Origin of the sequence: Mycolicibacterium arenosum (assembly GCF_024320865.1) — a bacterium.
In the GTDB taxonomy this organism is placed as follows: Bacteria; Actinomycetota; Actinomycetes; order Mycobacteriales; family Mycobacteriaceae; genus Mycobacterium; species Mycobacterium arenosum.
Genome location: NZ_JANDBD010000004.1, coordinates 193,473 through 214,800, shown reverse-complemented (window position 1 = coordinate 214,800; position 21,328 = coordinate 193,473). Strand labels below are relative to the sequence as shown.

Here is a 21,328-nt window from a genome sequence, read left to right as displayed (position 1 = left end):
ATGACGGCGGTACACGCATTGGATCTCGCGGGGCTCGCTAGGGTCCGGGCGGACTTCCCGATTCTCGACAGGACGATGCGCGGCGGAAATCGGTTGGCGTATCTGGACTCCGGGGCGACGTCGCAGAAGCCGCTGGCCGTACTCGACGCCGAGCGCGAGTTCCTGGTGACCTCCAACGGCGCCGTGCACCGCGGTGCGCACCAGCTGATGGAGGAGTCCACCGACGCCTACGAGCAGGGCAGGCAGGACATCGCCGACTTCGTCGGCGCGGACGTGGACGAGCTCGTCTTCACGAAGAACGCCACCGAGGCCATCAACCTGGTGTCGTACGCCGTGGGGGACGAGCGGTTCGAGCGCGCAGTCGGCCCCGGCGACGTCATCGTCACCACCGAACTCGAACACCACGCCAACCTCATCCCGTGGCAGGAGCTGGCCCGGCGAACCGGCGCGACGCTGAAGTGGTACGGCGTCACCGACGACGGACGCATCGATCTCGACTCGCTCGAGTTGGACGACCGGGTCAAGATCGTTGCGTTCAGCCATCATTCGAACGTCACGGGTGCCGTGGCACCGGTCGCCGAACTGGTGTCCCGTGCGAAGGCGGTCGGCGCACTCACGCTTCTCGACGCCTGCCAGTCGGTGCCGCACCAACCCGTCGACGTCCACGCTCTCGACGTCGACTTCGCCGCGTTCTCCGGTCACAAGATGCTGGGCCCGACGGGTATCGGCGTGTTGTACGGCCGCCGCGAACTGCTGGCCGCCCTGCCGCCGTTTCTCACCGGCGGGTCGATGATCGAGACGGTGACGATGGAGGCGACGACCTACGCGCCCGCCCCCCAGCGCTTCGAGGCGGGAACGCCCATGACGTCGCAGGTGGTCGGGTTGGCGGCCGCCGCAAGGTATCTGAGCGCGCTCGGAATGCCGGAGGTGCAACGCCACGAGGAGCAGTTGGTCGCCGCGGCCCTCGAGGGACTCGCGGGCATCCCCGCCGTCCGGATCATCGGGCCGCTGTCGACCGAGCGCCGTGGATCGCCGGTGTCGTTCGTCGTCGACGGTGTGCACGCCCACGACGTGGGTCAGGTGCTCGACGACGAGGGCGTCGCGGTCCGGGTGGGACACCACTGCGCCTGGCCGCTGCACCGCCGCTTCGGCATCGCGGCGACCGCCAGGGCGTCGTTCGCGGTTTACAACACCGCCGACGAGGTGGACCGGCTGGTGGCGGGCGTGAAGCGGGCGGTGGAGTTCTTCTCGTGAGGTTGGAGCAGATGTACCAGGAGGTGATCCTGGACCACTACAAGCACCCGCACCACCGCGGACTGCGCGAGCCGTTCGGCGCCGAGGTGCAGCACGTCAATCCGACGTGCGGCGACGAGGTGACGCTCCGAGTGGCGCTGTCGGAGGACGGCGAGACGGTGACCGACGTGTCGTACGACGGGCAGGGCTGCTCGATCAGTCAGGCGTCGACGTCGGTGCTGACCGACCAGATCATCGGGCAGACGGTGGGCGACGCGCTCAAGACCGTCGCGGCGTTCACGGAGATGATCTCGTCGCGCGGCAACGTCGAGGGTGACGAGGATGTGATCGGCGACGGCATCGCCTTCGCCGGGGTGGCCAAGTATCCGGCGCGGGTGAAGTGCGCGCTGCTCGGATGGATGGCCTTCAAGGACGCACTGGTGCAAGCGAAGGATTAGGAGAACCGCCCATGAGTGACACCGCTATTCCCAACGAGGAGTTCCTGGCCGACCTGGAGGAGGCGATGCGCGACGTCGTCGACCCCGAGCTCGGCATCAACGTCGTCGACCTCGGGCTGGTGTACGGCCTCGACGTGGAAGAGGCCGAGTCCGGCAAGGTCGCCCTGATCAACATGACGCTCACCTCGGCGGCGTGTCCGCTGACGGACGTCATCGAGGACCAGTCGCGGACCGCACTCGTCGGTGCCGGGCTGGTGAACGAGATCAAGATCAACTGGGTCTGGAATCCGCCGTGGGGCCCGGACAAGATCACCGAGGACGGCCGCGAACAGCTGCGCGCCCTCGGGTTCACGGTGTAACTCAACGGGATTCGCCGCGCAGAGACTTCAGAAGGGTGGGGGTTCCTCGTCGTGGAGGTTCTTGGCGCGTTCGGCTTTGATGCGTTGGGCCTTGGCTTGGGCGCGGGTGCGTTTTCGGCGGGGCATCATCATGGAGCGGTACGGGCTGGGCGGTGGTGGCCGGGTGGGTCGGGGTGCGGGGGTGGTGATGTCGGCGTCGGGGAACAGCAGCGTGATGCCGGGCTTGGTGGTGTAGGTGTGCCCGGTGGGGGTGGTGGTGATGACGGTCCCGTCGGGGAGTTGGACCTCCGACCAGCCGGCGTGGAACGTCTTGATCAGGTGGTGCTTTCGGCAATCGCACTTGAGGCCACCGGCATGGGTCGGCCCCGCCGGATACGGCACGGTGTGGTCGATGTCGGTGAACTCGGCGAGCCGGTCGCAGCCCGGTGCCCGGCAGGTGAGGTCGCGCAGGCGGACGAAGTGATCGGTGGCCGCCGAGGGACGGTAGCCGGTGTCGGGGTCGGCTTTCGGGATTCGGATCGCTCGGGCTCTGCTGCCGCGGGCGATGAGGTCGGCCAGCAGGGGCGGGGGGACGACGCCGTGGCCGGGGATGATCGCCAGAGGCCGTGACTCGGGCCCGGGGTCGGGGACCGGTGGCTCCTCGACGTGGTCGTCGGTGCGGGTGTCGGCCTCGTACTGGGCGTCCTCCTCGACCTCGTCGATGATCTCGTCGAGTTCGCCCTCCACGGTGCGGGGGCCGTGCAGATCGGACTCGCCCGCGCCACTGGCACTGAGGGCGGTGTCGAGGGTGGCCCGGTCGGTGATGACGTGGATGCTCACTCTGCTGGCCGCGGCGTCGTCCCCCTCGGTGGCGGGGCAGTCCGGGTTGCCGCATCGACACGCCAGGACGGTGGATCCGGCGATCAGCGCGGCGTGCGCGTCACCACGGCGCTGTTTGAGGGTGCGGGGGTCGTCGGGGCACACGCTGCGCGCCATCCGCCGGATCTGGGTGACGGCGATCGCGGCGTCGGGTCCGGCCATCCGGCCCCAGTAGGGCACGGTGCCCGACCCGTCGTGGCGGCCGACGACGAAGTCGCGGTCGCGGACCTGTTCGCGGACCCGGTGCACGGCGGCGGGATCGATGCGGGCGATCTCGGCGTCGAGGAGTTGTTCGAACTTCCACTCCGAGAGCGGGCCCCACCCGAGGATGCGGTCGGCCAGCACCCGATCCAACTGCGCCAGGGCGTCGGGATCGGCGACGAGATCGGTGCGCTTCGCCAGGATCCAGACCCGCCGCCCGGTGACCACGCCCTGCAGGAACAGGGCGTTCACGCGCGGGAACGTGTCGCGCAGCATGGTCGCGATGTCGATCTCGCCGAGCGCCCGGCCGTGACCGATGTTGAGAGCCGCACCGATCTCCGCGGCCGCCCCGTCGACGGCATCGGCGGCGGCGTCCTCGAGCTCCACGCCGTCGCGCAGCCGGCGCCGCGCCAACTCCGCGATCGCCGCGTACCTCTCCGCATCCGCGGACGCCGACGCCCGAGCACGCGCGGTGATCGCGTCGACCAACGCCGCCGCACTCAAGTCTTCGAACACATGTTCGACTATAGATTGCGGGTAGGACAAGTAGGCTCGCGCTGATGGACGCTGAGAACGCCTACGTGACAACTCGCCGGCAACTCCGCGGCGTCGCGGAGAGTCTGATCGCCGGTCCGCAGTTCCGCGCCGCGGGCACCATCCGGCTGGCGGTCCGGCCGGACGGCTTCGTAGGTGTCGAACTGCCGCTGGCGGTGCACGGCGTCGAATTCTGTTGGCAGGACGGCGCGGCACCGCTACGGGGTCGGGCCGCGGATCTCGCGACCGCCGCCGACATCACCTTCGGTCCGCCGGACGGCGTCTACGACATCGTCGACCCGTTGTCGGCGGACGAGGAGCTCGATGTCGACCCGGTCGCAGCCGAACTCCTGCACCGCTGCCTGTACGCCGGCGGGTACGCTCTGAAACAGGTTCTGCCGGAACAACATCCGGTGCTCTGGCCCGGGCATTTCGACGTCGCCGTCACCGAGGCCGAGGTCAACTACGGAGTGTCGGCAGGCGACGAGCACCATCCGCTGCCGTATGCGTACGTCGGTCCGTGGGTGCAGCGAGAAGGGCCCTTCTGGAACGCGCCGTTCGGCGCGATCCGGCCGCTGACCGTCGCCCATGACGTTGACGAACTCGCCGTCGACATCGTGGCGTTCCTCAACGAGGGCCGCGCGGCGCTGCTCGCCGGGTTGGATTGACCACATACTGGGAACAACCTGCTAGATGACGACGTTAGGAGTGGCGTGAGTACACAGGACATCACCGCCGAGCAGTTCAACGACACCATCAACGACAACGAGATCGTGCTGGTGGACTTCTGGGCCGAATGGTGCGGACCGTGTAAGGCTTTCGCGCCGACGTTCTCCGCGTCGTCGGACAAGCATCCCGACGTCGTGCACGCCAAGGTCGACACCGAGGCCGAGCAGGCACTCGCCGCCGCCGCGCAGATTCAGGCGATCCCGACGCTGATGGCGTTCAAGAAGGGCCACATGGTCTTCCGCCACTCGGGCATGCTGCCTGCCAAGGACCTCGACGGCATCATCACCCAGATCAAGGATCTCGACATCGAGGCCGCGCTCAAGGAACAGGCCGCATCCGAAGCGGAGTGACGCCCGGCACGCGATAGCGTGCTGATCGTGACCGAGCACAGCCCCTTCGTCGTCGTCGATCGCCCAGCGCCCCATGTGGCGCTGGTGACGCTCAATCGTCCCGAGCGGATGAACTCGATGGCATTCGACGTCATGGTGCCCCTCAAGCGGGTGCTCGACGAACTCACCCACGACAACGACGTCCGAGCCGTCGTCCTGACCGGTGCCGGACGGGGCTTCTCCTCGGGGGCCGATCACAAGTCGGCGGGCTCCGTTCCGCACGTCGACGGCCTGACCCGGCCCACGTTCGCGCTGCGGTCGATGGAGGTGCTCGACGATGTGATTCTCGCCATACGCAAACTGCATCAACCGGTCATCGCCGCGGTCAACGGCGCCGCCATCGGCGGTGGTCTGTGCCTCGCGCTGGCATGCGACATCCGGGTCGCCGCCGAGGGTGCGTACTTCCGCGCCGCGGGCATCAACAACGGCCTCACGGCCAGTGAGCTCGGCCTGTCCTACCTGCTGCCTCGGGCGATCGGCACGTCGCGGGCGTTCGAGGCCATGCTGACCGGTCGCGACATCGACGCCGCGGAAGCCGAGCGCATCGGCCTGGTGTCGCGCACCGTCCCCGACGCCGACCTGCTGACGACCTGCTACACGATGGCCGAGCGCATCGCGGGGTTCTCCCGACCGGGAATCGAGTTGACCAAGCGCACGCTCTGGAGTGGACTGGACGCCGGTAGCCTGGAAGGCCACATGCAGGCCGAGGGCCTGGGACAACTCTTCGTGCGTTTACTCACCGCCAACTTCGAGGAAGCGGTTGCCGCGCGCGCGGAGAAACGACCCGCGGCCTTCACCGACGACAAGTAGCTAGGAGCACAGCGTGATCACCGCAACGGACCTCGAGGTCCGCGCCGGCGCGCGCACACTGCTGCTCATCGAGGGGTCGGCGCTGCGCATCCAGCCGGGTGATCGAATCGGCCTCGTCGGTCGCAACGGCGCGGGCAAGACGACCACCATGCGAATCCTGGCGGGCGAAGGCGAGCCGTATGCGGGCACGATCGTCCGGACCGGCGAGATCGGTTACCTGCCACAGGATCCCCGCGAAGGCGACCTCGACATGCTGGCCCGCGATCGGGTGCTCTCCGCGCGCGGCCTGGACACGCTTCTGTCCGATCTCGAGAAGCAGCAGGCGCTCATGGCCGAGGTCGCCGACGACGCCGCGCGTGACAAGGCGGTGCGCCGGTACGGCGAACTCGAGGAGCGGTTCGCCGCGCTGGGCGGGTACGCCGCCGAGAGCGAGGCGGGCCGGATCTGCGCGAGCCTCGGCCTGCCCGAGCGGATCCTGACTCAGCCGCTGCGGACGCTGTCCGGCGGTCAGCGACGTCGTGTCGAACTCAGCCGCATCCTGTTCGCGGCCTCGGACACCGGGTCCGGCTCGGATACGACCCTCCTGCTCGACGAGCCGACCAACCACCTCGACGCCGACTCGATCGGCTGGCTGCGCACGTTCCTGCAGAACCACACGGGGGGCCTCGTCGTCATCAGCCACGACGTGGACCTGCTCGCCGACGTGGTGAACCGGGTGTGGTTCCTCGACGCCGTGCGCGGTGAAGCGGACGTCTACAACATGGGCTGGCAGAAGTACCTCGACGCCAGGGCGACCGACGAGCAGCGCCGCCGCAGGGAACGCGCCAACGCCGAGAAGAAGGCGGGGGCACTGCGCGTACAAGCCGCCAAGATGGGCGCAAAGGCCACCAAAGCCGTTGCGGCACAGAACATGTTGCGTCGCGCCGAGCGGATGATCGCCGAGCTGGACGCCGAGCGGGTGTCCGACAAGGTGGCCAAGATCAGGTTCCCCACACCGGCCGTGTGCGGGCGGACCCCACTGGTCGGCAAAGGCCTGACGAAGACCTTCGGCTCGCTCGAGGTGTTCACCGGAGTCGATCTCGCGATCGACAAGGGCTCCAGGGTCGTGATCCTGGGCCTCAACGGTGCGGGTAAGACGACGCTGTTGCGCATCCTCGCGGGAGCGGAGAAGCCCGATGCGGGTCAGATCGAACCGGGGCACGGCCTGAAGCTGGGCTACTTCGCGCAGGAGCACGACACCATCGACGGGATGGCGTCGGTGTGGGAGAACATCCGCCACGCCGCACCCGACACCGGCGAGCAGGACCTGCGCAGCCTGCTGGGTGCCTTCATGTTCTCCGGTCCGCAGCTCGACCAGCCTGCCGGCACCCTGTCCGGTGGCGAGAAGACCCGGTTGGCGCTGGCCGGTCTGGTCGCGTCGACCGCGAACGTGCTGCTCCTCGACGAGCCGACCAACAACCTGGACCCCGCGTCCCGCGAACAGGTGCTCGACGCGCTGCGTAGCTATCAGGGCGCCGTCGTGCTGGTCACCCACGATCCGGGGGCCGCCGAGGCGCTCGACCCGCAACGCGTGGTGCTGCTCCCCGACGGCACTGAGGACTACTGGTCCGAGGAGTACCGCGACCTCATCGAACTCGCCTGACCTGCGCGTTGCCCTGATCCGCTCAGTGAACATTCGTCCGCCGGGGTTAAGAGCTGGTTAGTCTGGGTAATAGGTCTGTCATTCACCAAAGAGGGGAGAGGTGTCGAATGACGGATACGAACGAGTCGCGGCAGCGGTTGCTGCACGAACTGCGCAGCGCCTACGAGAGCGGTGCGAGCATCAGGACCCTGGTGGCCTCGACCGGACGCTCCTACGGGTCGATTCACAGCCTGCTGCGAGAATCGGGCACGACCATGCGCAGTCGTGGCGGTCCCAACCACCGGTCGCGCCGCTAGCTCTGCCGGACCGACGCCTCGACCAGATCGAGCACCGCGCTGAGCTTCTCCGGGTCGTCGCCCGAGGCCAATCGCGCCACCAGACCGTCGAGCACCAGGTCCAGGTACATCTGCAGCACCGCACTGGGCACATCGCTGCGCAACCGGCCGGCCTGCTCCTGCTGACGCAGCCGTTCGGCGGTCGCCGTTGCCAGTTCGGCTGACCGGTCGGCCCAACCCCTGTTGAACACCGGATCGTTGCGCAGCTTTCGGGCGATCTCCAGCCGGGTCGCCAGCCAGTCGAATTGCTCCGGGGCGGCGAGCATGTCCCGCATCACCTGGACGAGGCCCTCGCGGGACGCGACGTCGGCCATCCGCTCGGCGTCCTCGTGCGCCAGTTCGAAGAACAGGGTGTCCTTGTCCTTGAAGTGGTGGAAGATCGCGCCGCGCGACAGCCCGATCGTCTGCTCCAGCCGTCGGACCGTCGCCTTGTCGTAGCCGTACTCCGCGAAACACCTGCGGGCGCCGTCGAGGATCTGTCGACGGCGCGCCGCGAGGTGATCGTCGGTTACGCGGGGCAAGAGACCACTGGCATTGCCTTGGCTTCTTTGGTTCTCGGCTACGACTTCAACATGTTGCGCAGCACGTACTGCAGGATGCCGCCGTTGCGGTAGTAGTCGGCTTCACCGGGGGTGTCGATGCGGACGACCGCGTCGAACTCCACCGTGGAACCGTCGTCCTTCGTGGCCGTGACGTGCACCGTCTTGGGCGTCTTGCCCTCGTTGAGACCGGTGATGCCCGCGATGTCGAAGGTCTCTGTGCCGTCGAGTTTGAGGCTCGCCGCCGACTCGCCCGCCGGGAACTGCAGCGGGATCACGCCCATGCCGATCAGATTCGAGCGGTGGATGCGTTCGAAGGATTCGACGATCACCGCGCGGACGCCGAGCAGCGAGGTGCCCTTCGCGGCCCAGTCCCGCGATGAGCCGGAACCGTACTCCTTGCCGCCCAGCACGACGAGCGGGATGCCGGCCTTCTGGTAGTTCTGCGACGCGTCGTAGATGAAGGCCTGCGGACCGCCGTCCTGAGTGAAGTCCCTGGTGTAGCCACCGGAGACGTCGTCGAGCAGCTGGTTGCGCAGCCGGATGTTGGCGAAGGTGCCGCGGATCATCACCTCGTGGTTGCCGCGACGCGACCCCAGCGAGTTGAAGTCCTTCGGCTCGACGCCGTGTGCCTCGAGGTACTGGGCTGCGGGAGTGCCCTTCTTGATGCTGCCCGCCGGGCTGATGTGATCGGTGGTGACCGAGTCGCCGAGCAGCGCGAGCACCCTCGCACCCGAGATGTCGGAGACGGGCTGCGGGTCGGCGGGCATGCCGTCGAAGTACGGGGGCTTCCGCACGTAGGTCGAGGCGTCGTCCCACGCGAAGGTGTTGCCCTCCGGCGTCGGCAGCGAGCGCCAGCGTTCGTCGCCCTTGAACACGTCGGCGTAGCTGTCGACGAACATCTTGCGGTCGATCGACGACGCGATGGTCTCCTGGATCTCCTGGGAGGACGGCCAGATGTCCTTCAGGAACACGTCGTTTCCGTCGTGATCCGTGCCCAGCGGATCGGCCTCGAAGTCGAAGTCCATCGTGCCCGCGATGCCGTACGCGATGACCAGTGGCGGCGAGGCCAGGTAGTTCATCTTCACGTCGGGGGAGATGCGGCCTTCGAAGTTGCGGTTACCCGAGAGCACCGCGGTGACGGACAGGTCGTTGTCGTTGATGGCCTTGCTGACGTCGTCGGGCAGTGGGCCGGTGTTGCCGATGCACGTGGTGCAGCCGTAGCCGCCCAGGTAGTAGCCCAGCTTCTCCAGGTAGGGCCACAGGCCGGCCTTGTTGTAGTAGTCCGTGACGACCTGCGACCCCGGCGCCATGTTGGTCTTCACCCACGGCTTGCTGGTCAGCCCCTTCTCGACGGCCTTCTTCGCGAGCAGCGCGGCGCCGAGCATGACCGTCGGATTGGAGGTGTTGGTGCAGGACGTGATGCCCGCGACGACGACGGCGCCGTGGTCGAGCACGAAGTCGCCGAGTTCCTCGGAGTGCACCTTGACCGGCTTGGTCGGCCTGCCCTCGCAGCCGTTGGCCGCCGAGGGGATGACCGCGTCGTCGTCGGCGAAGGACAGCGACACCGAGTCGCTCGCGGGGAAGGACTCGTCGACCGCCTCGTCCAGCTTGGTCTCCGGCGCCGGGTGGTTCTCCTCGACGTAGTTGTGGATGTCCTTGCGGAACGCGTTCTTCGCGTCGGACAGCTCGATGCGGTCCTGCGGCCGCTTGGGGCCGGAGATCGACGGCACCACGGTCGACAGGTCGAGCTCGAGGTACTCGGAGAAGACGGGTTCCTTGTCGGGGTCGTGCCACATGCCCTGCGCCTTGGCGTACGCCTCGACCAGCGCCAGCTGCTGGTCGGTGCGCCCGGTCAGGCGCAGGTAGGTGATGGTCTCCTCGTCGATGGGGAACATCGCTGCGGTGGAACCGAATTCGGGGCTCATGTTGCCCAGCGTGGCGCGGTTGGCCAGCGGCACCTCGGCCACGCCCCTGCCGTAGAACTCGACGAACTTACCGACCACGCCGTGCTTGCGCAGCATGTCGGTCACGGTCAGCACGACGTCGGTGGCCGTCACGCCGGGCTTGATCTCGCCGGTCAGCTTGAAGCCGACGACGCGGGGGATGAGCATCGAGACGGGCTGGCCCAGCATGGCCGCCTCGGCCTCGATACCGCCGACGCCCCAGCCCAGCACGCCGAGGCCGTTCTCCATGGTGGTGTGACTGTCGGTGCCCACACAGGTGTCGGGGTAGGCGACGCCGTCGCGCTCGAAGACCACCCTGGCCAGGTACTCGATGTTGACCTGGTGCACGATGCCGGTCCCCGGCGGGACGACCTTGAAGTCGTGGAACGCGCCCTGGCCCCAGCGCAGGAACTGGTAGCGCTCGCCGTTGCGCTCGTATTCGAGTTCGACGTTGCGCTCGAAGGCACCGGCGTTGCCGAAGACGTCGAGGATCACGGAGTGGTCGATGACCATCTCGGCGGGGGAGAGCGGGTTGACCTTCTCGGGATCGCCACCCAGGGCGGCGACCGCTTCGCGCATGGTGGCCAGGTCGACGATGCAGGGCACGCCGGTGAAGTCCTGCATGAGTACGCGGGCCGGGGTGAACTGGATCTCGATGCTCGGGTCGGCCTCGGGATCCCAGTTCGCGATGGCCTCGATGTGCTCCTTGGTGATGTTGGCACCGTCCTCGGTGCGCAGCAGGTTCTCGGCGAGCACCTTGAGGCTGTAGGGGAGCTTCTCGGTTCCGGGTACCGCATCGAGACGGTAGATCTCGTAGCTCTGGTCGCCGACCTTCAAGGTGTCGTGCGCGGAGAATGAATTGACTGACTTCGTCGAGGCCACAGTAACTCCCGTGTAGTTGTCGCCGCGACGGGGCTGTGTCGGCGGCGCTCTCACCGTAACAGTACGCTTGTCCTTTATTGGATCCAAGGGCGGGTCCAGTCTCGTCCGGTTTCGCGCGTGCTGCCAGTCAGGTTCGCGGTGCTGCGATACCGTCTGGCACGTGACGACTCCGGGCATGCTGCCGCTGTTCATCCCGACCGAACTGTGCGAAACGGTCGGACGGGATCCAGCGGCCACTCCGGTGGACGTCTGCCTCGGCGACGTGTTCGGCGCCCTGCGCGATGGCGGCGTGAGCGCGCCAGCGTCCGACGACATCGCCGGACTCAAGGGCGTGGTGAAGGACGCCGAACAGAAGGGCATCGACCTCAAGGTGGTGGTCGTGCCGAGCAACCCGCCGATCGACACTCCGCTGCGCGACGTGGCGACCGAGGTGGGCCAGGAGTTCCCCGGTTCGACGGTGCTCGTCATCAGCCCAACGTTCGCGGGCACCTACAGCACGCAGTTCGATCGCGTCACGCTCGAGTCCGGTCAGGATTACGCCAAGATCCCCGGTAATCCGGTGCTGGCGTCGCAGAATTTCGTCAACGAGGTGACCGCGTACCATTTCCCGTGGACGCCATTCACGATCGTGATTGTGGCGGGTGTGGCCGTTGCCGCCGTCGCCACCCGGTTACTGCAGGTCCGTGCGCGGCGCGCCGACCCTGAGAGGGTGCGCGCAGCCGACTGATTGCGATCGCGCAAATGCGTTGTCACCGTTCGATAACGCTCGTTTCAATTACAGGTTTGTAATTCTCCGCCGGCATTTCTTTGGCGTCTGATGTGACGTACGGTGCAGAAGGTACCTGTTGTTGCAGTTGAGTTCTCTGTTGCATTAGTGACGTCTGTGACAGCAGGTTCACGACGAACGTCATTGCCACGTTCGCGCGAGCCCGAGGAGACAACAGTCCAATGCGACGCCACTTCCGCGCCTCAGCGTGCCGGCTGGGTGCCTGCTCCATCGCGTTCGGCGTGTTCGTCTCCTCGCTGTTCGCGAACTCCGCGGGAATCGCCGTCGCCGAACCGGCCGCCCCGCAGGGCATCGCGACACTCGTCGCCGCCGTCGCCGACGCCAACCAGAAGCTGCAGGACCTCGGCGCCCGTATCCAGGGTCAGCAGGAGAGCGTCAACGCCTCGCTGGTCGACGTGCAGACGGCGCGGGACAACGCGGCCGCCGCCCAGCGCGACGTCGACGCTCGCCAGGCCGAGCTCGCCACGGCCAACGACGCGATCGCCTCGGCACAGCAGCGGTTCAACACGTTCGCGGCGTCGGCCTACGTCAACGGCCCGTCGGCGTCCTACCTCACGGCCACCGACCCCGCGCAACTGCTCGACGCGGCATCGACACAGCAGGCCCTGGCCATCAGCTCGCAACAGGCCGTTGCCGACCTGCAGCGGGCGCGCACCGATCTGGTCAACCGCGAGTCCTCGGCCCGCCAGGCCAAGCAGGATGCCGACCAGGCGGTGCTCGACGCCCAGTCCAGTCAGGACGCCGCCGTAGCGGCGCTCACCGAGGCGCAGGAGACGTTCAGGGCGCAGCAGGCCGATCTGGACCGGATCACCGCGGAACGCGCTGCGGCGCAAGCGAAGCTGGATCAGGCGCGGGAGTGGGCTGCGCCTGCGGCCACCCCCGTCGCGCGTAGCGTGCCCGCAGGGCCGACGGCGCCGGATGCGAACTGGGATCGCGACCCGAACGCGGGGGCGGCCGGCGGCAACTGGGACACCGTGTGGGATCCAACGTTGCCCGCGATTCCGAGCGCCTTCGTCAGCGGCGACCCCGTGGCGATCATCAACGCCATCCTCGGCATCGGCCAGACATCGATGCAGGTCACTCAGCAGATGGGCCGTAACTTCCTGCAGTCGATCGGAATCCTGCCCACCCCAAGCGGTTTGACCAACGGCGCCATCCCGCGGGTGTACGGCAGGCAGGCCACCGAGTACGTGATCAACCGCGGCCTCGCCGTCCGGGGCACCCCCTACTCGTGGGGCGGCGGCAACGCGGCCGGCGCCAGCCGGGGCATCGATTCCGGTGCTGGCACAGTCGGATTCGACTGCTCCGGATTGATGCTCTACATGTTCGCGGGCGTCGGCATCAAGCTGGACCACTACAGCGGGTCGCAGTACAAGGCCGGTCGTCAGGTGCCGTCGTCCCAGATGCGTCGCGGGGACATGATCTTCTACGGCCCCAACGCCAGCCAACACGTGGCGATGTACCTCGGCGACGGCCAGATGCTTGAGGCGCCCTACACCGGATCGGTGGTGAAGGTGTCGCCCGTGCGCACCAGCGGCATGACTCCTTACGTGACCCGACTCATCGAATGGTGATTGCTCTTGCCTTCTCTGCCTATTGAGCGCTCGCACGTCCTGCGGGTGATGATCGTGTCGCTGCTGGCGGGTCTGCTGGCCGTCGGCATCGCGTCGCCCGCCGCGGCCGAACCCGACGACGGTCAGTGGGACCCGACGCTTCCGAAGATCATCAGCTCCGGCGCGCCCGGCGACCCGGTGGCCGCCGCGAACGCGGCGTTCTCGGTGAGTCAGCTCGCACTGCAGACCACGCAGAGTCTGGGCAGCCAGTTCCTGCAGAGCATCGGCCTGGCCCCGTCACCGTCCGCGAGCTCCATCCCCGTCGGTGCCCGGGTGCGCGGACCGCAGGCGATCGAGTACGTCATCCGGCGCGGCGGTTCCCAGATGGGAGTGCCGTACTCCTGGGGCGGTGGTGCGCTCAACGGGCCCAGCGAGGGCGTGGACTACGACGCGGGCAAGGTCGGCTACGACTGCTCCGGATTCACCCGGTACGCCTTCGCGGGCGTTGGGGTGCAGATCCCCAAGTACTCGGGCGACCAGTACAACACCGGCCGCAAAGTGCCGACCTCTCAGGCCAAGCGGGGCGACCTGCTGTTCTGGGGGCCCGGCGGAAGCCAGCACGTCGCCATGTATCTCGGCGGCGGGCGGATGCTCGAAGCGTCCGGCAGCGCGGAGAAGGTGACGGTCAGTCCGGTCCGGACCGCCGGCCTGCAACCGTATGTGGCCCGCATTATCGAATCCTGATGGGAACCTGATAGCTGACGGGCGACGTCGACGGATTCCGTGGTGCCTGGAATAGTTGACGAGGAGCGACCGGGCCAGCCTCGGATGTTCCGCCGCAACTGCACCAGACCAGCAGTCGGACACGATCGAAAGCGTGGGAGGAAGCACTAGATGACGTCACCGAGTGGGCCGCCGCAGGCAGCCGGCGGTTACCCCGGCCAGGGCCAGGGCTTCCCTCCCGCCCCGCAGCCCGGAGGCCCGGCCCTGCACAAGCAGCCGGAGTCCGCGAACGGCGGCGTGCAGGGTGAGGTGCAGACGCTGGAACGGGCGATCTTCGAGGTCAAGCGCATCATCGTCGGCCAGGATCAGCTGGTCGAGCGCATGCTCGTCGGTCTCCTCGCCAAGGGGCACGTGCTGCTCGAGGGCGTGCCGGGTGTCGCCAAGACGCTGGCCGTCGAGACGTTCGCCAAGGTCGTCGGCGGCACGTTCGCCCGCATCCAGTTCACCCCTGACCTGGTGCCCACCGACATCGTCGGCACCCGCATCTACCGGGTGGGCAAGGAGGAGTTCGACACCGAGGTCGGCCCCGTCATGGTGAACTTCCTGCTCGCCGACGAGATCAACCGCGCACCCGCCAAGGTGCAGTCGGCCCTCCTGGAGGTCATGGCCGAGCGCAAGGTGTCGATCGGCGGCAAGACGTTCCCGCTGCCCAGCCCGTTCCTCGTCATGGCGACGCAGAACCCCATCGAGCAGGAGGGCGTCTACCAGCTGCCCGAAGCGCAGCGGGACCGCTTCCTGTTCAAGCTCAACGTCGACTACCCGTCGCCGGAGGAGGAGCGCGAGATCATCTATCGGATGGGTGTCACACCGCCCACGCCGAAGCAGATCCTCTCGACCGACGACCTGCTGCGTCTGCAGGGCGTCGCGGCGAACACGTTCGTGCACCACGCCCTCGTCGACTACGTCGTGCGCATCGTCACCGCCACGCGTGAGCCGGAGAAGTTCGGCATGCCCGACGCCAAGGCGTGGATCGCCTACGGTGCGTCGCCCCGCGCCTCGCTCGGCATCATCGCCGCGTCGCGCGCGCTGGCGCTCATCCGCGGCCGGGACTACGTGATCCCGCAGGACGTCGTCGAGGTCATCCCCGACGTGCTCCGCCACCGCCTGGTGCTGACCTACGACGCGCTCGCCGACGAGATCACCGCCGAAACGGTGATCGGCCGCATCATGCAGACCGTTGCGCTCCCGCAGGTGAACGCCATTGCCCCGCAAGGCCATTCGGCGCCTCCCGCGATGCCGGCCCCGGCGGGTGCGGCTAGTCGGTGACTCGGTCAGCTAACGGCCACAAGGGCCAGGTCGACCTGCCCTCCCTTCAGCGCGGCGAGATTCGCGACCCCGCGCTGTCGGCGGCGTTGCGCAAGCTCGAGCTGACGGTGCGCCGCAAGCTCGACGGTGTGCTGCACGGCGATCACCAGGGGCTGGTACCGGGGCCGGGCTCCGAAGCGGGTGAAGCCCGCATCTACCAGCCAGGCGACGACGTACGCCGGATGGACTGGTCGGTCACGGCGCGCACGACGCACCCGCACGTGCGGCAGATGATCGTCGACCGGGAACTCGAGACGTGGCTCGTCGTCGACGTCTCGGCCAGTCTGGACTTCGGCACCGCGGGCTGCGAGAAGCGCGACCTCGCGGTGGCGGCGGCCGCCGCGATCACGTTCCTCAACAGCGGCGGCGGCAACCGGCTGGGCGCGGTGATCACCAACGGCGAGACGACCACGCGCGTACCGGCGCTGTCCGGACGGATGCACGAGCAGGAGTTGTTGCGGGCGATCGCCACGACGCCGAGGGCGCCTGCGGGTGTCCGCGGAGATCTGGGCGCGGCCATTGACGCGCTGCGTCGCCCCGAACGCAGGCGCGGCATGGCCGTCATCATCAGCGACTTCCTCGGTCCGATCGACTGGATGCGTCCGCTGCGGGCGATCGCGGGCCGACACGAGGTGCTGGGCATCGAAATCGTGGATCCCCGCGACGTCGAGTTGCCCGCCATCGGCGACGTGATCCTGCAGGACGTGGAGAGCGGCAAGACGCGCGAGTTCACCATCGACGAGCAACTCCGGGCCGACTTCGCGAAAGCGTCCGCCGAACACCGGGCGGCCGTGGCACGCACGTTACGGCGTTGCGACGCACCCCTTCTGACTCTGCGCACCGACCGGGACTGGATCCAGGACGTGGTGAAGTTCGTGGCCAGCAGGCGCCGCGGGGCGCTGCGGTGACTGGTGGACTCGACGCGCGCGACAACGATTCGACTGGAATGACAAGCAGCACATGAACTTACCGCTCATCGGCCCGATCTCCTTCACGGATTTCAAGCACCCCGGCTTCTTCGTGTTCTTCATCCTGGTCGCCGCCCTCATCGTGCTGTACATCCTGGTACAGCGGGCCAGGGCCCAGCGCATGCTGCGGTTCGCCAACATGGAACTGCTGGAGAGCGTCGCCCCGAAGCGGCCCAGCCGCTGGCGGCATCTGCCCGCGATCCTGCTGGTGCTGTCGCTCACCCTCTTCACGATCGCGATGGCCGGGCCCACCAACGACGTTCGCATCCCGCGCAACCGCGCCGTCGTGATGCTCGTCATCGACGTATCGCAGTCGATGCGCGCCACCGACGTCGAGCCGAGCCGCCTGGCGGCCGCGCAGGAGGCGGCCAAGCAGTTCGCCGATCAACTGACCCCCGGCATCAACCTGGGTCTCATCGCCTACGCGGGCACCGCGACGGTGCTGGTACAGCCGACCACCAACCGCGACGCCACCAAGGCCGCGCTGGACAAGCTGCAACTCGCCGACCGCACGGCGACCGGTGAGGGCGTCTTCACCGCGCTGCAGGCCATCGCGACGGTCGGCGCGGTGATCGGCGGTGGCGACGGGCCGCCTCCGGGCCGTGTCGTGCTGATGTCCGACGGCAAGGAAACGGTGCCGTCGAACCCGGACAACCCGAAGGGCGCCTACACCGCGGCCAGGACCGCCAAGGACCAGGGCGTTCCGATCTCGACGGTGTCGTTCGGCACGCCGTACGGCTACGTCGAGATCAACGACCAGCGCCAGCCCGTGCCCGTCGACGACGAGATGCTGAAGAAGATCGCCGAACTGTCCGGCGGCGACGCGTACACCGCGTCCAGCCTGGAGCAGCTCAAGGAGGTCTTCACGTCGCTGCAGGAGCAGATCGGCTACGAGACGATCAAGGGCGACGCGAGCGTCGGGTGGCTGCGTCTGGGTTCGGTGATCCTCGCCGCCGCGGCGTTGGCGGCGCTGCTGATCAACCGCAGACTGCCCGGCTGATTCCCGAGTCGCTTCGCTCCGGCCCGCCGGAGCCGATTTCCAGGTCAGCACGCCGAGGCGATAAGTTGGCCGCTATGCCCGAATTCGTTTCACGCTCCGTCCTGGTCACGGGTGGCAACCGCGGTATCGGCCTGGCCATCGCTCAGCGCCTCGCCGCCGACGGCCACAAGGTGGCCGTGACCCACCGCGGATCCGGTGCGCCCGACGGCTTGTTCGGTGTCGTGTGCGACGTCACTGACAGCGAGGCGGTGGACCGCGCGTTCAAGGAGGTCGAGGAGCACCAGGGACCGGTCGAGGTCCTGGTGTCCAACGCGGGTATCTCCCAGGACGCGTTCCTGATCCGGATGACCGAGGAGCGCTTCGAGAACGTCATCAACGCGAACCTCACCGGCGCGTTCCGGGTGGCTCAGCGGGCGTCGCGCAGCATGCAGCGCAAGCGATTCGGCCGGATCATCTTCATCGGCTCGGTGTCGGGCATGTGGGGTATCGGAAATCAGTCGAACTACGCGGCCGCCAAGGCCGGTCTGATCGGGATGGCCCGGTCGATCTCCCGCGAGCTGTCCAAGGCCGGCGTCACCGCGAACGTGGTGGCCCCCGGCTACATCGACACCGAGATGACCCGTGCGCTCGACGAGCGCATCCAGGAGGGCGCGCTGGAGTTCATCCCCGCCAAGCGCGTCGGCACGGCCGATGACGTCGCGGGCGCAGTCAGCTTCCTGGCGTCCGAGGACGCCGGCTACATCGCCGGCGCGGTGATCCCCGTCGACGGCGGCATGGGCATGGGCCACTAGGCCCGCCCGCAGAGAAAGGAACAGCACACCATGGCAGGCATTCTCGAGGGCAAGCGGATCCTCGTCACCGGCATCATCACCGACTCGTCGATCGCGTTCCACATCGCGAAGGTCGCGCAGGAGTCGGGTGCGGAACTGGTGCTCACCGGGTTCGACCGGATGAAGCTCATCCAGCGCATCGCCGACCGGCTGCCGAGCCCGGCGCCGCTGCTCGAACTCGACGTACAGAACCAGGAGCACCTGGACTCGTTGGCCGACCGCGTCGCCGAGGTGATCGGTGAGGGCAACAAGCTCGACGGCGTGGTGCACTCGATCGGCTACATGCCGCAGACCGGGATGGGCGTGAACCCGTTCTTCGATGCGCCCTACGAGGACGTGGCCAAGGGCATTCACATCTCGGCGTTCTCCTACGCCTCGCTGGCCAAGGCGACGCTGCCGGTGCTGAACCGCGGCGGCAGCATCGTCGGCATGGACTTCGACCCGACGCGCGCGATGCCGGCGTACAACTGGATGACCGTCGCCAAGAGCGCCCTCGAGTCGGTCAACCGCTTCGTCGCCCGTGAGGCGGGTCCGCACGGGGTGCGCTCCAATCTCGTTGCGGCGGGACCGATCCGGACGCTCGCGATGAGCGCGATCGTCGGCGGCGCGCTCGGCGCCGAGGCAGGCGATCAGATGCGCCTGCTCGAGGAGGGCTGGGATCAGCGCGCTCCGGTCGGCTGGGACATGAAGGATCCGACGCCCGTCGCCAGGACCGTCTGCGCTCTGCTGTCCGACTGGCTGCCCGCCACCACCGGCACCGTCGTGTACGCCGACGGCGGCGCGCACACGCAGCTGCTCTAGCGGAACGGATCGTTCCCGTGTTCGATGCGCTGCTGCTCCTCTCCTTCGGCGGCCCGGAGGGGCCCGACCAGGTGATGCCGTTCCTGGAGAACGTCACCAGAGGGCGCGGAATACCAAGGGAGCGACTGGAATCCGTCGCGGAGCACTACCTGCACTTCGGTGGCGTCTCACCTATCAACGGCATCAACAGAGACCTCATCCGCGCCATCGAGTCCGAATTGGCGGCGCGTGAGCTCGGCGTGCCGGTGTACTTCGGCAACCGCAACTGGGAGCCGTTCATCGAGGACACCGTCGAGCGGATGCGCGCCGACGGTGTCCGGCGCGCCGCGGTGTTCACCACCTCCGCCTGGGGCGGCTACTCGGGATGCACGCAGTACCAGGAGGACATCGCACGGGGGCGCGACGCGGTCGGTGCGGACGCACCCGAGCTGACCAAGCTGCGGCAGTACTTCGACCATCCGTTGTTGATCGAGATGTTCGCCGACGCCGTCACCGAGGCGGCGGCCACCTTGCCGGAGGATGTCCGCGGTGACGCGAGGCTGGTGTTCACCGCGCACTCGATTCCGCTGCGGGCCGCGTCGCGCTGCGGACCGGATCTGTACGAGCGCCAGGTCGGCTACACCGCGGGACTGGTCGCGGCCGCCGCGGGCTACCGGGAGTACGACCAGGTGTGGCAGTCGAGGTCCGGACCGCCGCAGGTGCCGTGGCTGGAGCCCGACGTCGGCGATCACCTCGAGGCCCTCGCCGCGGCGGGCACCCGTGCGGTGATCGTCTGCCCGGTCGGCTTCGTCGCCGACCACATCGAGGTCGTATGGGATCTCGACAGCGAGCTCGCCGACCAGGCGGCCGCCGCGGGTATCGCATTCGCACGGGCCACCACACCCAACGCGCAGCCGCGTTTCGCGCGGCTCGTCGTCGACCTGCTCGACGAGATGCGGCTCGGCCTGCCGCAGGCTCGCACCGACGGGCCGGATCCGGTGCCGGGATACGGCTGCACCGTCAACGGCGCGCTGTGCACCGCCGCGTGCTCCAGCTAACTACGCCACGCCGCCTGGAGGATGGCGCCGACCGCGGCGAGCCGCGCCGATCGGACGACGTCGGCCAGCGGACGCAGCGCGTCACTGGCCATCTGGACCTCCGATGAGGATTGCAGCCCGATCGGCATGAGGCCCGCGCTGACGGTGATGATCGCGTCGACGTGCGCCGCGTTCTCCAGCACCCGCAGCGCGCGCTCAGGCGCGTAGTCCGGAGCCCGGTGCAACCGACTCGCCTCCAGCACCTGCTCGACCATGCCGCGCGGATCGTCGATATCGGCGCCGCGCAACTCCGCTCGCAGCGTGCCCATGGCGTCCGCCGCCGAGCGCACGGCGGCCCTCAGGTCGTACTCGGCCTGGCCGAGGTCGACGTGCTCCGCGACGGGAGCACTCGCCAACGAGTACACCGTCCACGACAGCGCACTCGGTTCGGGGTCGTAGTCGGGATCGTCGTCGTCGGTGTAGACGAAGTCGGGTACCAGGCCGACCGCCTGCGAGCCGGAAGCCGATCGGGACCGCACGATGACGGCCTCCCCGGCGGCCACCGCGTCCGCCTGGAACTGGGTGCCCGCTGCGAGTCCCCTGACATCGCCGGGCACCGGCAGCGCCACGCTGAACGCGGTTTCACCGGTGGCCGGTGCGGCCGCGGTGCGCAGCGTCGGCAGCAGGGACACCACCCCGGCATCGGTCAGGTCGGGCCAGGGCAGGCCGGTACTCGACGCCGCCGCTGAATCGTAGGCGGTCACGGAATGCCTTGGTGCCCAGGCCGATAACGCATCGAGGACGTCGTCGGGCGCAGCGACGCCCGCCAGCCAGGCATTGGACCAGACCGCTAGTGAAACACTCGGACACCACATGATGACCGCAGTGTAGTTGTTGCCGACTGCTACGGCCGGGTTCGCGCTAGGGTGGCGTCATGCAGTGGGTTCCGCTGATCTGGCTCGCCGTCGCGTTGGCGCTCGCCGGTGCCGAGGCGCTCACCGGCGACCTGTTCCTTCTCATGCTCAGCGGCGGCGCACTCGCGGCGGCCGGTTCGGCCCTGGTGTTCGACGAACTGTGGATCGACGGGGCGGTGTTCGCCGTCGCGTCGATCCTGCTGCTCGTCCTGGTCCGGCCCGCCATCAAGCATCGATTCATCCAGGGCAGGGGGCTGCCGGAACCGGTCAAGGCCCTGGAGGGCAAGAGCGCCGTCGTGCTCGACAAGGTGGCGCGACACGAGGGCCAGGTGAAGCTCGAGGGCGAGGTTTGGACGGCGCGTCCGCTCAACGACGACGACGTGTACGAACCGGGCGATCACGTGACCGTTATGCACATCGACGGCGCCACCGCCGTCGTTTTCAAAGGCTTGTAAA

General features: G+C 68.2%; 22 protein-coding genes. 18 read left to right on the top strand and 4 right to left on the bottom strand.

Going from position 1 to position 21,328, the window contains the following annotated elements; genetic code table 11:
* Genes NM203_RS11075 through NM203_RS11065 form a run of 3 tightly spaced genes read left to right on the top strand, consistent with a single transcriptional unit; the run spans window position 1 to window position 2,050 of the window.
* Complete coding sequence (locus NM203_RS11075; RefSeq protein ID WP_255059939.1) at window positions 1-1,254, top strand: cysteine desulfurase; 1,254 nt, start codon at window positions 1-3, stop codon at window positions 1,252-1,254.
* Window positions 1,251-1,691 carry a Fe-S cluster assembly sulfur transfer protein SufU gene (gene sufU, locus NM203_RS11070; protein ID WP_255059938.1) on the top strand — a complete coding sequence of 147 codons (441 nt, stop codon included), beginning with the start codon at window positions 1,251-1,253 and terminating at the stop codon, window positions 1,689-1,691. Before NM203_RS11075 ends, sufU begins: the two co-directional genes overlap by 4 nt.
* Window positions 1,692-1,702: 11 nt before the next feature.
* Entirely contained in the window at window positions 1,703-2,050 is a 348-nt protein-coding gene (locus tag NM203_RS11065; protein WP_255059937.1) for a metal-sulfur cluster assembly factor, read from the top strand.
* A 27-nt stretch (window positions 2,051-2,077) separates the two neighbouring features.
* Here the strand turns inward: NM203_RS11065 and NM203_RS11060 are convergent, their stop codons facing one another.
* Window positions 2,078-3,625, bottom strand: coding sequence for an HNH endonuclease signature motif containing protein (locus tag NM203_RS11060; protein WP_255059936.1), 1,548 nt, complete (start codon window positions 3,623-3,625; stop codon window positions 2,078-2,080).
* A 44-nt stretch (window positions 3,626-3,669) separates the two neighbouring features.
* Between NM203_RS11060 and NM203_RS11055 the strand changes: the two genes are divergently transcribed.
* The 5 genes from NM203_RS11055 to NM203_RS11035 all read left to right on the top strand — a co-directional run bounded on the left by NM203_RS11055 (window position 3,670) and on the right by NM203_RS11035 (window position 7,509).
* Window positions 3,670-4,311: a hypothetical protein gene (locus tag NM203_RS11055; RefSeq protein ID WP_255059935.1), complete on the top strand. Its 642-nt coding sequence runs from the start codon at window positions 3,670-3,672 to the stop codon at window positions 4,309-4,311.
* Window positions 4,312-4,356: 45 nt separating this feature from the next.
* The gene (gene trxA / locus NM203_RS11050; RefSeq protein ID WP_255059934.1) at window positions 4,357-4,722 is read left to right on the top strand and encodes a thioredoxin; all 366 of its coding nucleotides are present in this window, start codon (window positions 4,357-4,359) and stop codon (window positions 4,720-4,722) included.
* A gap of 18 nt (window positions 4,723-4,740) precedes the next feature.
* Window positions 4,741-5,571: an enoyl-CoA hydratase gene (locus tag NM203_RS11045; RefSeq protein WP_255059933.1), complete on the top strand. Its 831-nt coding sequence runs from the start codon at window positions 4,741-4,743 to the stop codon at window positions 5,569-5,571.
* A gap of 13 nt (window positions 5,572-5,584) precedes the next feature.
* Entirely contained in the window at window positions 5,585-7,213 is a 1,629-nt protein-coding gene (locus NM203_RS11040) for an ABC-F family ATP-binding cassette domain-containing protein (RefSeq protein ID WP_255059932.1), read from the top strand.
* A gap of 107 nt (window positions 7,214-7,320) precedes the next feature.
* Window positions 7,321-7,509, top strand: a complete 189-nt coding sequence (locus tag NM203_RS11035; RefSeq protein ID WP_255059931.1) for a helix-turn-helix domain-containing protein — start codon at window positions 7,321-7,323, stop codon at window positions 7,507-7,509.
* On the opposite strand, the gene NM203_RS11030 is transcribed toward NM203_RS11035, so the two are convergent.
* The gene (locus tag NM203_RS11030) at window positions 7,506-8,069 is read right to left on the bottom strand and encodes a TetR/AcrR family transcriptional regulator (protein ID WP_255059930.1); all 564 of its coding nucleotides are present in this window, start codon (window positions 8,067-8,069) and stop codon (window positions 7,506-7,508) included. The genes NM203_RS11035 and NM203_RS11030 overlap by 4 nt on opposite strands.
* A gap of 38 nt (window positions 8,070-8,107) precedes the next feature.
* Window positions 8,108-10,915 carry an aconitate hydratase AcnA gene (gene acnA, locus NM203_RS11025; RefSeq protein WP_255059928.1) on the bottom strand — a complete coding sequence of 936 codons (2,808 nt, stop codon included), beginning with the start codon at window positions 10,913-10,915 and terminating at the stop codon, window positions 8,108-8,110.
* Window positions 10,916-11,075: 160 nt separating this feature from the next.
* Here acnA and NM203_RS11020 point away from each other — a divergent pair, with 160 nt between their 5' ends.
* The 9 genes from NM203_RS11020 (at window position 11,076) to NM203_RS10980 (ending at window position 19,979) form a co-directional block, all read left to right on the top strand.
* Complete coding sequence (locus NM203_RS11020) at window positions 11,076-11,642, top strand: Rv1476 family membrane protein (RefSeq protein ID WP_332843454.1); 567 nt, start codon at window positions 11,076-11,078, stop codon at window positions 11,640-11,642.
* Window positions 11,643-11,863: 221 nt separating this feature from the next.
* Window positions 11,864-13,276, top strand: coding sequence for an NlpC/P60 family peptidoglycan endopeptidase RipA (gene ripA / locus NM203_RS11015; protein ID WP_255059926.1), 1,413 nt, complete (start codon window positions 11,864-11,866; stop codon window positions 13,274-13,276).
* Window positions 13,277-13,324: 48 nt separating this feature from the next.
* Window positions 13,325-13,999: an NlpC/P60 family peptidoglycan endopeptidase RipB gene (gene ripB / locus NM203_RS11010; RefSeq protein ID WP_255060403.1), complete on the top strand. Its 675-nt coding sequence runs from the start codon at window positions 13,325-13,327 to the stop codon at window positions 13,997-13,999.
* A gap of 150 nt (window positions 14,000-14,149) precedes the next feature.
* Entirely contained in the window at window positions 14,150-15,304 is a 1,155-nt protein-coding gene (gene moxR1 / locus NM203_RS11005) for a chaperone MoxR1 (protein ID WP_255059925.1), read from the top strand.
* Entirely contained in the window at window positions 15,301-16,251 is a 951-nt protein-coding gene (locus tag NM203_RS11000) for a DUF58 domain-containing protein (protein WP_255059924.1), read from the top strand. Before moxR1 ends, NM203_RS11000 begins: the two co-directional genes overlap by 4 nt.
* Window positions 16,252-16,303: 52 nt before the next feature.
* On the top strand, window positions 16,304-17,311 hold the full coding sequence (locus NM203_RS10995; protein ID WP_255059923.1) for a VWA domain-containing protein: 1,008 nt from the start codon (window positions 16,304-16,306) through the stop codon (window positions 17,309-17,311).
* Between the two features lie 74 nt (window positions 17,312-17,385).
* The gene (fabG1, locus tag NM203_RS10990; protein WP_255059922.1) at window positions 17,386-18,102 is read left to right on the top strand and encodes a 3-oxoacyl-ACP reductase FabG1; all 717 of its coding nucleotides are present in this window, start codon (window positions 17,386-17,388) and stop codon (window positions 18,100-18,102) included.
* A gap of 30 nt (window positions 18,103-18,132) precedes the next feature.
* Window positions 18,133-18,942, top strand: coding sequence for an NADH-dependent enoyl-ACP reductase InhA (gene inhA, locus NM203_RS10985; RefSeq protein WP_255059921.1), 810 nt, complete (start codon window positions 18,133-18,135; stop codon window positions 18,940-18,942).
* A gap of 17 nt (window positions 18,943-18,959) precedes the next feature.
* Window positions 18,960-19,979, top strand: a complete 1,020-nt coding sequence (locus NM203_RS10980) for a ferrochelatase (protein ID WP_255059920.1) — start codon at window positions 18,960-18,962, stop codon at window positions 19,977-19,979.
* Here the strand turns inward: NM203_RS10980 and NM203_RS10975 are convergent.
* Window positions 19,976-20,833, bottom strand: a complete 858-nt coding sequence (locus NM203_RS10975; RefSeq protein WP_255059919.1) for an Rv1486c family protein — start codon at window positions 20,831-20,833, stop codon at window positions 19,976-19,978. The genes NM203_RS10980 and NM203_RS10975 overlap by 4 nt on opposite strands.
* A 59-nt stretch (window positions 20,834-20,892) precedes the next feature.
* Here NM203_RS10975 and NM203_RS10970 point away from each other — a divergent pair, with 59 nt between their 5' ends.
* A complete protein-coding gene (locus NM203_RS10970) occupies window positions 20,893-21,327 on the top strand; it encodes an NfeD family protein (RefSeq protein WP_255059918.1) in 435 nt (144 codons plus the stop codon).
* Window position 21,328 lies beyond the last annotated feature (1 nt).

Coding starts and splice junctions, on each gene's coding strand:
- NM203_RS11075 (WP_255059939.1), top strand. CDS start 1: ATGACGGCGGTACACGCATTGGATCTCGCGGGGCTCGCTAGGGTCCGG.
- NM203_RS11065 (WP_255059937.1), top strand. CDS start 1,703: ATGAGTGACACCGCTATTCCCAACGAGGAGTTCCTGGCCGACCTGGAG.
- NM203_RS11055 (WP_255059935.1), top strand. CDS start 3,670: ATGGACGCTGAGAACGCCTACGTGACAACTCGCCGGCAACTCCGCGGC.
- NM203_RS11035 (WP_255059931.1), top strand. CDS start 7,321: ATGACGGATACGAACGAGTCGCGGCAGCGGTTGCTGCACGAACTGCGC.
- ripA (WP_255059926.1), top strand. CDS start 11,864: ATGCGACGCCACTTCCGCGCCTCAGCGTGCCGGCTGGGTGCCTGCTCC.
- ripB (WP_255060403.1), top strand. CDS start 13,325: ATGATCGTGTCGCTGCTGGCGGGTCTGCTGGCCGTCGGCATCGCGTCG.
- moxR1 (WP_255059925.1), top strand. CDS start 14,150: ATGACGTCACCGAGTGGGCCGCCGCAGGCAGCCGGCGGTTACCCCGGC.
- NM203_RS10995 (WP_255059923.1), top strand. CDS start 16,304: ATGAACTTACCGCTCATCGGCCCGATCTCCTTCACGGATTTCAAGCAC.
- fabG1 (WP_255059922.1), top strand. CDS start 17,386: ATGCCCGAATTCGTTTCACGCTCCGTCCTGGTCACGGGTGGCAACCGC.
- inhA (WP_255059921.1), top strand. CDS start 18,133: ATGGCAGGCATTCTCGAGGGCAAGCGGATCCTCGTCACCGGCATCATC.
- NM203_RS10975 (WP_255059919.1), bottom strand. CDS start 20,833: ATGTGGTGTCCGAGTGTTTCACTAGCGGTCTGGTCCAATGCCTGGCTG.
- NM203_RS10970 (WP_255059918.1), top strand. CDS start 20,893: ATGCAGTGGGTTCCGCTGATCTGGCTCGCCGTCGCGTTGGCGCTCGCC.